At 68.2% G+C, this 13,350-nt stretch carries 10 protein-coding genes; 5 read left to right on the top strand and 5 right to left on the bottom strand.

Annotated elements, in window-relative coordinates; translation table 11 throughout:
- Positions 1-37: 37 nt before the first annotated feature.
- A complete protein-coding gene (gene cysN, locus KHO22_RS30050; protein ID WP_211950830.1) occupies positions 38-1,981 on the bottom strand; it encodes a sulfate adenylyltransferase subunit CysN in 1,944 nt (647 codons plus the stop codon).
- Positions 1,981-2,877 carry a sulfate adenylyltransferase subunit CysD gene (gene cysD, locus KHO22_RS30045; RefSeq protein WP_211950829.1) on the bottom strand — a complete coding sequence of 299 codons (897 nt, stop codon included), beginning with the start codon at positions 2,875-2,877 and terminating at the stop codon, positions 1,981-1,983. The genes cysN and cysD overlap by 1 nt, the downstream gene beginning before the upstream one ends.
- 215 nt (positions 2,878-3,092) lie before the next feature.
- On the opposite strand from cysD, the gene KHO22_RS30040 reads away from it, so the two are divergent.
- From KHO22_RS30040 to KHO22_RS30025, 4 genes are all read left to right on the top strand, one after another.
- The gene (locus tag KHO22_RS30040; RefSeq protein WP_211950828.1) at positions 3,093-4,211 is read left to right on the top strand and encodes a DUF1214 domain-containing protein; all 1,119 of its coding nucleotides are present in this window, start codon (positions 3,093-3,095) and stop codon (positions 4,209-4,211) included.
- Positions 4,208-5,401 (top strand): sulfotransferase family protein, encoded by a 1,194-nt coding sequence (locus KHO22_RS30035; protein WP_211950827.1) that lies wholly within the window; start codon positions 4,208-4,210, stop codon positions 5,399-5,401. Before KHO22_RS30040 ends, KHO22_RS30035 begins: the two co-directional genes overlap by 4 nt.
- A 983-nt stretch (positions 5,402-6,384) precedes the next feature.
- Positions 6,385-7,176, top strand: a complete 792-nt coding sequence (locus KHO22_RS30030; protein WP_211950826.1) for an SDR family oxidoreductase — start codon at positions 6,385-6,387, stop codon at positions 7,174-7,176.
- Positions 7,177-7,213: 37 nt separating this feature from the next.
- On the top strand, positions 7,214-8,206 hold the full coding sequence (locus KHO22_RS30025; RefSeq protein ID WP_211950825.1) for an acetyltransferase: 993 nt from the start codon (positions 7,214-7,216) through the stop codon (positions 8,204-8,206).
- Here the strand turns inward: KHO22_RS30025 and KHO22_RS30020 are convergent.
- The 3 genes from KHO22_RS30020 to KHO22_RS30010 all read right to left on the bottom strand — a co-directional run bounded on the left by KHO22_RS30020 (position 8,178) and on the right by KHO22_RS30010 (position 11,120).
- Positions 8,178-9,278, bottom strand: a complete 1,101-nt coding sequence (locus KHO22_RS30020; RefSeq protein WP_211950824.1) for a 3,4-dihydroxy-2-butanone-4-phosphate synthase — start codon at positions 9,276-9,278, stop codon at positions 8,178-8,180. The two genes, KHO22_RS30025 and KHO22_RS30020, sit on opposite strands and share 29 nt — an antisense overlap.
- Complete coding sequence (locus KHO22_RS30015) at positions 9,275-10,240, bottom strand: alpha/beta hydrolase (RefSeq protein WP_211950823.1); 966 nt, start codon at positions 10,238-10,240, stop codon at positions 9,275-9,277. Before KHO22_RS30015 ends, KHO22_RS30020 begins: the two co-directional genes overlap by 4 nt.
- Positions 10,241-10,310: 70 nt before the next feature.
- Positions 10,311-11,120, bottom strand: a complete 810-nt coding sequence (locus tag KHO22_RS30010) for an SDR family NAD(P)-dependent oxidoreductase (RefSeq protein WP_211950822.1) — start codon at positions 11,118-11,120, stop codon at positions 10,311-10,313.
- A 396-nt stretch (positions 11,121-11,516) separates the two neighbouring features.
- Between KHO22_RS30010 and KHO22_RS30005 the strand changes: the two genes are divergently transcribed.
- Positions 11,517-12,704 (top strand): helix-turn-helix transcriptional regulator, encoded by a 1,188-nt coding sequence (locus KHO22_RS30005; protein WP_211950821.1) that lies wholly within the window; start codon positions 11,517-11,519, stop codon positions 12,702-12,704.
- The last annotated feature ends 646 nt before the right edge of the window (positions 12,705-13,350 follow it).

Genomic DNA, 13,350 nt, shown 5'->3' with positions numbered 1-13,350 from the left:
GTACTGAACGAGGCCACCGCCTCATCGTCCATTCGGCCTAGGGCCGCTCGCGCAGCCACGCCACGATCCGCTCCGCTGCCTGCTCCGCCGTAGCGGCCGTGGTGTCGATGCGGAGTTCGGGCCGCTCGGGTGCCTCGTACGGCGAATCGATGCCGGTGAAGTTCTTCAGCTCGCCGCGCCGCGCCTTGCGGTACAGGCCCTTGGGGTCGCGTTGCTCGGCCACCGCCAGCGGCGTGTCGATGAAGATTTCGACAAACTCGCCGTCGCCGGCCAGCGTGCGCGCCATCTCGCGCTCGGAGCGGAAGGGCGAGATGAAGGACACCAGCACGACCAGTCCCGCGTCGAGCATCAGCCTTGCCACTTCCGCCACGCGCCGGATGTTCTCGACGCGGTCCGCCTCGGAGAAGCCCAGGTCCTTGTTCAGCCCATGGCGCACGTTGTCGCCGTCGAGCAGGTAGGTGTGGTGCCCCAGCGCATGCAGGCGCTTCTCCACCAGGTTGGCGATGGTGGATTTGCCCGCGCCGGACAGGCCCGTGAACCAGACGATGCGCGGCGACTGGTGCTTGAGCGCGGCATGGGCGTGGCGATCCACGTCGATGGCCTGCCAGTGCACGTTCTGGGCCCGGCGCAGCGCAAAATGCAGCATGCCGGCGCCGACCGTGTTGTTGGTGAGGCGGTCGATGATGATGAAGCCGCCCAGCTCGCGGTTGCGTGCGTAGGGGTCGAAAGCCACGGGCTGGTCCAGGTGCAGGTTGCACACGCCGATCTCGTTCAGTTCCAGCGTGCGCGCGGCCAGGTGTTCGAGCGTGTTGACGTTGACCTTGTACTTGGGTTGCGCCACGGTCACGCCCACGGTACGCGTGCCGAGCTTGAGCAGGTAGGGGCGCCCGGGCAGCATGGCGTCCTCGTTCATCCACACCAGCGTGGCCTCGAACTGGTCGGCCACCGCGGGCGGGTCTTCTGCGCACGCCAGCACGTCGCCGCGGCTGACGTCGATCTCATCGGCCAGTGTCAGCGTCACCGCCTGGCCGCGCATGGCGTGCTCGCGCTCGCCGTCGGCGCCGACGATCGCGGTCACGCGGCTTTCGCGGCCGGAAGGCAGCGCGCGCACGCGGTCGCCGCGCCGGATCTCGCCGGCGCTGACCGTGCCGGCAAAGCCGCGGAAATCCAGGTTCGGGCGGTTGACCCATTGCACCGGCAGCCGGAACGATTCGTCCTGCGCGGGCACGTGGTCGATCGGCACGCTCTCCAGGTGGTCCATCAGCGTCGGGCCCTGGTACCACGGCGTATTCGCGCTCGGCCCGGTGATGTTGTCGCCGCGCAGCGCCGACATCGGGATGCAGACGATATCGGTCAGGCCGATCTGCCTGGCGAACTCGCGGTATTCCTTCTCGATGCGCGTATGGACTTCGCGCGAATAGTCCACCATGTCGAGCTTGTTGACCGCCAGCACCACGCGCCGGATGCCAAGCGTCGCGACCAGATAGCTGTGGCGGCGCGTCTGCGTCTGCACGCCGCGGCGCGCGTCCACCAGCAGGATGGCCAGGTCGGCGGTGGAGGCACCGGTGACCATATTGCGCGTGTATTGTTCGTGCCCGGGGGTATCGGCCACGATGAACTTGCGCTTGTCGGTGGCAAAGAAGCGGTAGGCCACGTCGATGGTGATGCCCTGTTCGCGCTCGGCGGCCAGGCCGTCGACCAGCAGCGCGAAGTCCAGGTTCTCGCCCTGCGTGCCCATCTTCTTCGAGTCCGCCTCGAGCTGGGCCAGCTGGTCCTCGAACAGCATCTTCGATTCATACAGCAGCCTGCCGATCAGCGTGCTCTTGCCGTCGTCGACGCTGCCGCAGGTGATGAAGCGAAGCAGGCTCTTGCTCTGCTGGGCGCGCAGGTAGTGGGCGATATCGCCTTGCGCCGCTTTGGATGCCGCATTTGACGCCGCATCAGTTGCCGGCACTGGCGTGGTATCGATCAGGGTTTCCATCAGAAGTATCCCTCCTGTTTCTTCTTTTCCATTGAACCGGCCGAGTCGCTGTCGATCAGCCGTCCCTGGCGCTCGGACGTGGTCGCCAGCAGCATTTCCTGGATGATGCCGCCGAGCGTGTCGGCCTCGCTCTCGATCGCGCCGGTCAGCGGGTAGCAGCCCAGCGTGCGGAAGCGGACCTTGCGCATCTGCGGCGTTTCGCCGGGGCGCAGCGGCAGGCGCTCGTCGTCGACCATGATCAGCGTGCCGTCGCGCTCGACCACGGGCCGCTCCCTGGCGAAGTAAAGCGGCACGATCGGGATGTCGTTGAGGTAGATGTATTGCCAGATGTCGAGTTCGGTCCAGTTCGACAGCGGGAACACGCGCAGGCTTTCGCCCTTGCGCTTGCGGGTGTTGTACTGGCGCCAGAGTTCGGGACGCTGCATCTTCGGGTCCCAGCGGTGCTGCGCGGTGCGCACCGAGAACACCCGTTCCTTGGCGCGCGACTTCTCCTCGTCGCGGCGCGCGCCGCCGAAGGCGGCGTCAAAGCCGTAGTGGTCGAGCGCCTGCTTCAGGCCCTGCGTCTTCCACACGTCGGTATGGACGGCCGAACCGTGCTCGTGCGGGCTGATGTTGCGCTCGAGCCCTTCGGGATTGATATGCACGCGCAGGTCCAGGCCGAGCCGCGCGGCGGTCTGGTCGCGGAACGCGATCATCTCGCGGAACTTCCACGTGGTATCGACGTGCAGCAGCGGGAACGGCGGGCGCGCGGGATGGAAGGCCTTCATCGCAAGGTGCAGCATCACGGCGCTGTCCTTGCCGATGGAATAGAGCATGACGGCGTTCTCGCACTCCGCCACCACCTCCCGCATGATGTGGATGCTTTCCGCCTCCAGTTGCTCCAGGTGGGTCAACATCGGGTTCTCCTCTTGGTTGCGCCGGCCCCGTGCAGGGATCTCGCGGTGGGGCCTGGCATGGACACAAGGTAGCGAGCCGGGGCCCTGCGCCACTTCGTCCGGGCGGACTAGGAAATGGCGGGGTGCGGCGCGCATTTCCTAGTCCGCCCGGACGAGGAGGCGAGCGGCCTGCACTGGGTATCGTTGCAACGCAGACGAACCACGGGAGCACGCAGATGGCGACCTCCGCCGAAGAACAATTGCTGAGCGGCCAGACCTGGGCCGAGTTTTGCGAAGTGCTCAAGCGCAGCGGGCAGCAGATCCTGCGCACGGAGGCACCGACGGACGCGCTCACGCGCGCCGAGGGCTTCCGCTACCTGAGCCGCTTGCTGCGCATTGCGCTGGAGATGCACGTCGAGTACGCCGATCCGGCGTTTCCCGGCTTCTTTTCGCCATCGCATGAAACCGCCAAGATCGGCGCGGACAATCCGGACAACCTGTACCGCTACGCGCGCCTGGATGGCAACGCCGCCTACCGCATCCGCGGCCGGCGCGGCACGGTCGCCTACCTGAGCTTCGGCACGCAGAAGGGCGGCTACGAAACCGACGGGCGCATGGCCCAGACCGGCTTTATCGACAGCGGCAAGCTGGCGGTGGCGGCGGACGGCAGCTTCGAGATCATCCTTAGTGCGCAGCCGCAGGCGGGCAACTGGGTGCGCATGGAGCCGGCCACCAATGCGCTGGTGGTGCGCCAGACCTTCCTCGACCGCAAGGCGGAGACCCCGGCCGAACTGCAGATCGAGCGCATCGACGGCAACGGCAAGCCGCCCGCGCTCAGCGCGCAGCGCCTGCACGGCGGCCTGCTGCGGGCCGCGGCCTTTGTCGAGGGCACCGCCCGCGTCTTCGCAGACTGGGCGCAGGGCTACGGCGGCCATGTCAACGCCCTGCCGCCCGCGGACCAGGCGGTGTGCCAGGCGGCCGGCGGCGATCCCAACATCTACTACTACCACTCGTGCTGGCGGCTGGCCGACGACGAGGCGCTGGTGGTCGAGGTCGACCGGGTGCCGCCGTGCGAGTTCTGGAACTTCCAGATCAACAACTACTGGATGGAATCGCTCGACTACCGCTACCACGATATCTGCATCAACAAGCACGGTGCAAGGCTGGACGCCAATGGCGGCGTCACCGTCATCCTCAGCGCGCGCGATCCGGGCCTGCCCAACTGGCTGGAGACCGCCGGCCATGGCAACGGCACCATGTGCTGGCGCTGGGTCGGCGCGGCGCAGCCCGTGCATCCGCGCACGCGCGTGGTCAAGCTTGAATCGCTCAAAGGAAAAACCGGGGAGAACGCATGAACACGATCGACTGTGACGACACCGCCGTGCTTGACGTGGAGCGCCTGCTCGCGCAGGCCAGTGCGCAGGCGGGCGGCCTGGCCGACTTCGGCCCCGGCAACTACCGCGAAGCTCTGGAGGTGCTGGCCGGCTCGCTGGCGCGCGAGGCCGGGCTGTCGCCGCAAGGTGAGCAGATGCTGCAGGGCAAGCTGCAGGCGCAGCTGGTGAACCGGCTGGTGATCCAGGACTACTGCCGGCGCCATCCGGAGATCCTGCAGGAGCGCGTGGAAGACCCGCTCGTGATCGTCGGCCTGCCGCGCACCGGCACCACGCTGCTGCAGCGCATGCTGGCCACGGACGCCCGCTTCTGTTCCGCCGCCTGGTGGGAGACCCGCTACCCGGCGCCGCTGCCCGGCGAGGGCGAGGGCGACGCCAGCCGGCGCATCGCGCTGGCGCGGGAAGAGGTCGCGCAGATGATCCGCTTCATCCCGGACATCCTCGCCATCCACCCGCTCGACGCGATGGCGGCCGACGAGGAATTCATGCTGATGGAGCATTCCTTCCTGTGCGCGATGGATTCCTACGCCAACGTGCCCAGCTACACCGCCTGGCTGGCGCGCCAGGATCGCACCGAAGTCTATGCCTACCTGAAGACTATGCTGCAGTTCCTCCAGTGGCAGAAGCGGCAGCGCGGCGAAGCCCCGGCGCAGCGCTGGGTGCTGAAGACGCCGCAGCACCTGCATACGCTCGACATCCTGTTCAAGGTGTTCCCGGGCGCGCAAGTCGTCCTGACCCACCGCGATCCCGCGCAGACGATTCCGTCGATGGCCAGCATGGCGCACACGCTGTGGAAGCTGTATGCCGACGCGCCCGATGCGGTCACGGTAGGGCGGCAGTGGAGCGAGCAGATGCGGCGCGGCACCGAGCACGCCATGGCCGTGCGCGACAGCCTGCCGGCCGCCCGCTTCCTCGACGTGCGCTTCGGGGACACGGTGAGCGACCCGTTCGGCGTGGCGCGGGCGGTCTACCGCTTTGCCGGCATGCCGCTGACGGAGGCCGCGCGCGCCGGCATGTGGGCGTGGATGGAAAGCAATCCGCGCAACCAGCGGGCGGCGCACGCCTATACGCCCGAGCGGTTCGGCCTGAGCCAGGCGCAGCTTGAACGCGATTTCGCTGGCTACCGGGCGCGGCACATCCTGAACTGCAACTGAGGGAATTGGTTTTGTCGTTCTTGGCGGGCGCCGCTGTTTCGCCGGCGTAGCCGGCAGGGTTTTGATTTGAGCGGGAGTTGGTGCTCTTGACCGGCTGGCGCGTCTTGAATTGACCGGTCGTTGTTCTTGACATGCGCTGCCGTTTCGCCGGCGTAGCCGGCGACCTCCTTTTGCCCGAGCGGCAAAAGGAGGCAAAAGCGCGTCTTCGTGGATGACGAACGGCCCGATGGGGTGAAGACGGTACAGGGCATAACCAGACTGCCTGCCGCGTAGATGATCAGGATAGATACGTCGGATGAGCGAACCCGGATTACTTGGTGGCCCCTGCTAAGCGCGCCCTCGGTGGGACGCCTGCGGCTGCGCTGCGCGCGCTCAGCGGAAAACAATGAGAGCGATAAGGGCAACAAGGCGATAAGGGCAACAAGGGGAAGTAGTGGGAGAGGACCGGAAGGGATGGGAGGGACAGGAGCCACCAGCGCCAGCAACATTGATGCCGCGCGCATCCCGACTAGGACGTGCGCGCAGCGCAGCCGAAGGCGTCCCACCACTGACGCTGTTGGAACGCTGTACCCGAGTCCAACTTGGGGATCGTACAAAAGCCGGTTATCGCAGGCGCAGGTTCTGACTCACTATGCGTAGCAGGTTCGAACGGCGATCACGTTTCGCGAGACCAAAGCCGCTTGAAAACAAGGAGCGCACCGTTGATAGCCAGCCGCTCAGGCGACGCGTTTCTTGGTTACTTCTTGTCGCTTGGACAAGAAGTAACTCGCCGGCTACGCCGGCGAAACAGCAGCGTCTGTCAAGAACGACACACCAATCAAAACCCTACCGGCTACGCCGGCGAAACAGAAAGAACGACACACCAATCAAAAACCCTACCGGCTAAGCCGGCGAAACAGCGGCGCCAGCCAAGGACGACAACCCCACCATCACCACAATCCCACGAAACCCAACAGAACCAAAACGTTGAAGGAGACAACACCATGCTGCTGAAAGACAAAATCGTCATCGTGTCCGGCATCGGCCCCGGACTGGGTATCAAGCTCGCGGTGGAAGCCGCGCGCGAAGGCGCCCGCGCCGTGGCCATCGCGGCGCGCACCGCGGCAAAGCTGGACGAAGCCCAGGCCCGCATCGATGCACTGGGCGCCGATTGCGAAGTGCTCAAGGTGGTGACCGACATCACCGACCGCGCCCAGTCCCGCCACCTGGCCGCCGAGACCATGCGCCGCTTCGGCCGCATCGACGCGCTGGTCAACAGCGCCTACCAGCACGGCAATTTCCCCGAGCCGGTGGAAGCCGCGGACCTGGACGTCTGGCGCCAGGTGTTCGACACCAACGTGTTCGGCACCATGACGCTGACGCAGGAGGTGGCGGCGCTGATGAAGCCGCAGGGCGGCGGCGCCATCGTGATGATCAACACCCAGGCCACGCGCAAGCCGATGCCCGGCGAGTCGGGCTATGCGGCGTCCAAGGGCGCGCTGGCGGTGGCGGTCAAGTACCTGGCGCGCGAACTGGGCCCGCACGGCATCCGCGCCAACAGCGTCTTCATGGGCTGGATGTGGGGCGCGCCGGTGCAGGGCTACGTGCGCCATGCCGCGGCCGAGCACGGCGTCAGCGAGGACGCTATCATCGCACCGGTGGCTTCACAGATCGCACTGGGCCGCATGCCGACCGACGACGACTGCGCGCGCGCGGCGCTGTTCCTGGTGTCGGGCTACGCCCGGGCGATCACCGGAGCCTCGCTGGATGCCAACGGCGGCGACTTCATGCCCTGACCTGCGGCCCCTGACCCGCGATCCCTGAGCCATTGCCATGACCCGCTACATTGCCTTCAACGGCGACGCCGACGGCCTGTGCGCGCTGCAGCAGCTGCGCCTGGCGAACCCCGGCGACGCGACCCTGGTCACCGGCGTCAAGCGCGATATCCGGCTGCTTGAACGCATCGACGCCGCGCCGGGCGATGCCGTGACCGCGCTGGATATCTCGCTCGACCAGAACCGCGACGGCCTGCTTAGGCTGCTCGCGGCGGGTGCCAGCGTGGAGTACTTCGACCACCACCATGCCGGCGAGCTGCCGGCGCATGCCGGCCTGCGCGCCCATATCGACGAGGGGCCGGAAGTCTGCACCTCCATCCTGGTCGACCGCCATCTCGGCGGGCGCCACCGGCGCTGGGCGATCACCGCCGCGTTCGGCGACAACCTGCCTGCCGTGGCCCGCGCGCTGGCGGCACAGGCGGGGCTGGATGCGGACCAGGCCGCCGTGCTGGAGCGCCTGGGCACCTGCCTGAACTACAACGCCTATGGCGAGTGCCTGGCGGACCTGCATTTCGATCCCGCCGAACTGGCGCGCCACCTGCTGCCCTTTGCGGACCCGCTCGCTTTCGCGGCGCAGTGCGGGGCCTATGCGGCGTTGTGCGACGGCTACGAGGAAGACATGGCGCACGCGCGGCGGCTGTCTCCTGCGCACGAGGTGCCCGGTGCCGCGCTGCTGGTGCTGCCCGACGCGCCGTGGGCGCGGCGCGCGATCGGCGTGCTGGCCAATGAGCTGGTACGCGGGCGGCCCGGCGACGCGATCGGCCTGCTGTCGCCGAAATCCGGCGGCGGCTTCGCCGTCAGCGTGCGGGTGCCGGCGCACAGCGCCACCGGCGCGGCGGATTTCTGCCGCGGCTTCGAAACCGGCGGCGGCCGGCGCCTGGCCGGTGGCATCAACCACCTGGCCGACGCCGAGGTGGACCGCTTCACCCGCAGCTTTGCCGATTGCTTCGGCGGGCCTGGCCTTACGGGCCCGGCGGGACGAACTCGGTAACCTCCAGCTCGAATCCGGTGACGGCGCGGTACGGCACCGGATGGCTGAGCAGGCGCAGCCTGTGCGCGCCCACATCGCGCAGGATCTGCGCCCCGACCCCGAGCGCCCGTTGCGCGAACGCCGGCGCGGGCGCGGCGGAAGGCGCCGCCAGCCGCTCCAGCCGCTGCTGCGGCGATTCGCGCTCATCAAGCAGCACCAGCACGCCGCAGCCCTCGGCGCCGATGCGCGCAAGCGAACGTTCCAGGTTCCAGGCGGACTGGGCCGGCGTGCCGAAGCTCAGCACGTCGCGCTGCATTTCCACGGTCTGCACGCGCGTGAGCACGGGCTCGCACGGGTCCGGCGTGCCCAGTACCAGCGCAAGATGCAGCGCGTCGACCGGCGCGTCATGGTAGGCGTGGACGGTAAAGCGTCCGTAGGGCGTGTCGAGTTCGCGCGAGTGCGTGCGGCGCAGCGCGCCTTCGGTCAGCAGACGGTGGTGGATCAGTCCGCTGATCGAAACCACCGGCAGGCCGTGGCGCCGGGCAAAGGCCAGCAGGCCGGGGCCGCGCAGCAGGTCGCCGTCGTCATCGAGCAGCATGGCATAGGCCCCGGCCGCGACGCGCCCGGCCAGCCTCGGCAGGTCGGAGCAGGCCTCGGCGAAGCCCGCGCGGCGCAGCACGCCGTCCGGCTGCGCCACCACCGGGAAGATATGCCCCGGCTGGACGAGGTCGTGCGGCTGCGCATGCGCCGCTGCCGCCACGCGCAGCGTGAGCGCCCGGTCCGCGGCGGAAATGCCGGTGCTGACGCCGGTGGCCGCCTCGATCGACACGGTGTAGCGTTCGCGCTGGCGCTGGTTGGCCGCCATCGGCGGCAACTGCAGCCGCTGGCGGCGCGCTTCGGTGATCCCCATGCACACCAGGCCGCGCGCCTCGGCGGCCATGAAGTTGACGTCGGCCTCGCTGGCGCGCTCGGCCGCCACCAGCACGCAGCCGGTGGCTTCATCGGTGTCGTCCTCGATCACCACCACGCGCCGGCCCGCGGCGAGTGCCGCGAGCACGTCGGCCATCGGAGGCAGTACGCCGGGCGTGCTCATGCTGCCTCCTGCCGGCTGGCGCCGGTGTTGTCGCTCCAGGCCTGTCGCAGCGCTTGCGCCGCCGCATCCAGCGCATCGCTGGCGGCGTCGATCGCGCCCTGCATGCTCATGAAGCCATGGAACTGGCCGGGCCAGCGCCGCACCGTGGCGTTGCCGCCGGCGCGCTGCAAGGCCTCGCCATAGGCCTCGCCCTGGTCGCGCAGCGGGTCGAATTCCGCGGTGATGACGGTGGCAGGCGGCAGGCCGTGCAGGTCGCGCTGGTGCAGCGGGCTGGCGCGCACGTCGGCGGCGTCCGCGCGATGGGCCAGGTACTGGGTGCGGTACCAGTCCAGTTCCGCCGCGCTGAGGAAGTAGCCCTCGCCGCAGGCGCGATAGCTGGCGCTGCCGGTGGCGGCGTCGGTGCAGTCCAGGTAGGGGTAAAGCAGGAGCTGGTGCCGCAGCGCGATGGTGCTGCCACGCAGTTGCTGGCACGCGACCGCGGCAAGGTTGCCGCCGGCGCTGTCGCCGGCCACGGCAATGCGGGCCGGGTCGGCGCCCAGTTGCGCCGCATGCGCGGCGGCCCAGCGTACGGCCGCGACGGCGTCTTCGGCGGCGGCCGGGAAGCGCGCCTCGGGTGCCAGGCGGTAGTCCACCGACAGCACCAGCGCACCGCTGCGGCGCGCCAGGCTGCGGCAGATATTGTCGTGCGAATCGAGTCCGCACAGGACAAAGCCGCCGCCGTGGAAATAGATCACCAGCGGCAGCGCCGCGCTGTCGTCGGGCCGGTACAGGCGCGCCGGCAGCGGCCCGTCGGCGCCGTCGATGGTGAGGTCTTGCTGCGCGGCGATGGCGTCGCCGGGGGCGAAGCCCGGCATGGCCGCCAGCGCGGCGCGATAGTCGGCGGCGCGCAGCGTCGTGAAATCGGGGCGGGGCATGGCGGCCATGGCGTCAAGCATGGCGCGGGCCTGGGGGTCGAGCGGCATGGTGTCTCCTTGAATTCAGTGTGGATATCGGGTCGGGCGCGGGTTCACGGCGCGGATTGACAGCGCGGGTTCAGAGCGCGAACGCCGGCGGCGTGCCCGCGGCAATGCCCTGCGCGCGCGCCTGGGCCGCGTGCGCTGCCTCTTCGTGCGGGAGGATCCAGAACCTGCCGGCCGATACGCCATCGAGGATGACGCGCGCGACTTCATCCGGCGCCATGCCGGCGGCAATGCCGCTGCGCAGCGCACCGTTCATCTGGTTCACCTCCTGCGGTCCCGCGCCGTTCAGATCCCCGGCGATACCGGTGGCCACCGGCCCCGGGCAGACCACCGACACCTGGATCGGCAGGCCCGCCGCCTGCAGTTCCAGCGCCAGCCCTTCGCTCAGTGCCACCACGCCTTGCTTGGACAGCGTGTAGGGCGCCAGCCACGGGCCGACGGCCAGGCCGGCCATCGAGGCCACATTGACGATATGCCCCGCGCCTTGCGCCGCCATGCGCGGCACGAAGCAGCGCAGCGCGTGCAGCACGCTCCACAGGTTGACGCGCAGCACGCGCTCGAACACCTCGGGCGCCAGCTCCCAGCAGCGGCCGGTGGCGAGCACGCCGGCGTTGTTGACGAGCAGGTCGATGCGGCCCAGGCGCAGGAAGCTCTCGGCGCACAAGTGCTCGATCTGCCGCGCGTCGGACACATCGGTGGGAATGGCGATCACGGTCGCCCCCTGGCCGGCAAGCGCCGCGCGCGTCGCTTCGAGCGCATCGGCGTCGATATCCGCCAGCGCCAGCGCATAGCCCTGTGCGGCCAGGGCCTGTGCCAGCGCGCGGCCGATGCCGCCGCCCGCTCCGGTGATCACTGCGGCCTGCGGCCGCGGGTTTGCCGCCATGGTGTTCGTTCTCCGTGAAAAGACGGCGGCGCGGATCGCCGCCCATGGCTGTCTTTTAGCGTCGGCACGCCGGTCCGGCATCGTCTGTTTGGGTGGGGCGCGGCGGCTAGGGGTTTGCCCTTGGCCGGGTAATCCTGGGTAAGCCTGGGTCTGTCCTTAGTCTGTTTGGAGTATGTGTTCGCGCCGCCGTGGCGTGACGATTGGCCCTGTCACGCAGGACTAGTCCGGCCCGCATGCGGAGCCGGTCCGGGCCAGGGCAGACCATGAAGGCAAGGGGCAAGCCGCGACCCTTTGCCGTTCCTGTAATCGGGCACAAATAAGGGCCGCAGAGCCCGCAGCAGGCCAGCCGTCCGGCATGTCCGGCGCGCTGCGCACGCCACAATGGAGACAGAGGAAATGCTGATGGAGGTTAGCCAGAACCAGGCCGCCGCACACCTGTTCGCACAGACGACGGTGTCGTTGTCGGAATTCAGCGCGTTGCTCGGCGACATCTACCAGGGCCCGATGGAGCAGGTGCCCTGGGGCAAGGCGCTGGAGCACATCCGCCGCCAGCTCAATGCCAACTACGCCACGCTGATCCTGCGTTCGCCGGCCACGGACCGGCCCGGGCTGATGATCAATGCGTCCGAGCACGCTGGCTCGACCCTCGCGGGCGAGACGTCCTACAACAACTACTACTACGCGCTCGATCCCTTCATCGGCCTGCCGTCCGACCGCGTCGTGACGATCGACGAGCACCTCGGGCCCGGCGTCTGGTGCCAGAGCGAGATCTACCAGCAGTTCCTCAAGGACGTCGGTATCCGCTATATCCTGGGTGCCGACCTGCGCACCGATGACGGCGTGGAATGCCGCTTCCGCCTGTGCCGCAACCATGACGGCCCGAACTTCTCCGCCGCGGACAAGGCCCTGTGCACCGCGCTGCTGCCACACCTGAAGCGCGCCGTGGACCTGCACTCGCGCATCGACGTGGTGGAGTCGGAGCGCACCATCTACGCCAGCGCCATCGACCGCATGCTGGTCGGCATGGTGATCCTCGACGAGTCCGGCTCCATCATCAAGACCAACGCGGCAGCCGACGAGATCCTTGGCGCCAAAGATGGCATCCGCATCGCCAAGGGCGGGCTCGACGTGGAGTACGGCCAGGAGAACCGCAAGTTCCAGCGGCTGCTGCGCCAGGCGGCGATGGGCCACCTCGGCACCACGCCGGCACTGATGGAAGCCATGTCGATCACGCGCCCGTCGGGCAGCGCCAGGCTTGGCGTGCTGATCCGCACCATTCCGCTGAGCGAGTGGTCGGAGGACAACCGCAAGCGCCCGGCGTGCGTGGTGTTCATCCGCGACCCGGAGCGGCGCTCGCAGGCCTCGCATGACGTGGTGCGCCAGCTGTTCGATTTCACGCCGGCGGAAACGCAGCTTGCCCTGCAACTCGCCAACGGCCTCACGCTCGATGAAGCCGCCGACGAACTCGGCATCAGCAAGAACACGGCACGCGCGCACCTGCGGGCGATCTTCTCCAAGACGGGCGTGACCCGTCAGGCGACGCTGGTGCGGATGTTGTTGAGTAGTGTGATTTCGTTGGGGTAAGGGTTGGTTCCTGGGTGGTTGTCGTTCTTGGCTGGCGCTGCTGGCCGGTAGGGTTTTGATTGGTGCGTCGTTCTTGGCAGACGCTGCTGTTTCGCCGGCGTAGCCGGTAGGGTTTTGATTGGTTTTGTCGTTCTTGACATGCGCCCCTGTTTCGCCGGCGTAGCCGGCGAGTTACTTTCTGTCCAAGCGACAGAAAGTAACCAAAGAACGCGTCGCCTGAGCGGCTGGCTATCAACGGTGCGCTCCTTGTTTTCAAGCGGCTTTGGTCTCGCGAAGCGTGATCGCCGTTCGAACCTGCTACGCCTAGTGAGTCAGAACCTGTGCCTCCGATAACCTGCTTTTGTACGATCCCCATGTAGGGCTCGGGTACAGCGTTCCAACAGCGCCAGCGGTGGGACGCCTACGGCTGCGCTGCGCGCGCGTCCTAGTCGGGATGCCAGGGGCATCAATATTGCTAGGGCCAGCGCTTCCCATTCCCTCTTGTTCTTCCCCCGAGCCGCGCGCAGCGCAGCCGTAGGCGTCCGACCGATGGCAGGCTTAGCAGGGGCCACCAAGTAATCCGGGTTCGCTCATCCGACGTCTCTATCCTGATCATCTACGCGGCAGGCAGTCTGGCTATGCCCTGTACCGTCTTCACCCCATCGGG

The organism is Cupriavidus yeoncheonensis (assembly GCF_905397275.1).
GTDB lineage: Bacteria > Pseudomonadota > Gammaproteobacteria > Burkholderiales > Burkholderiaceae > Cupriavidus > Cupriavidus yeoncheonensis.
The sequence above is the reverse complement of the archived record's forward strand: the minus strand, read 5'-3'. Positions and strand labels throughout refer to the sequence as shown.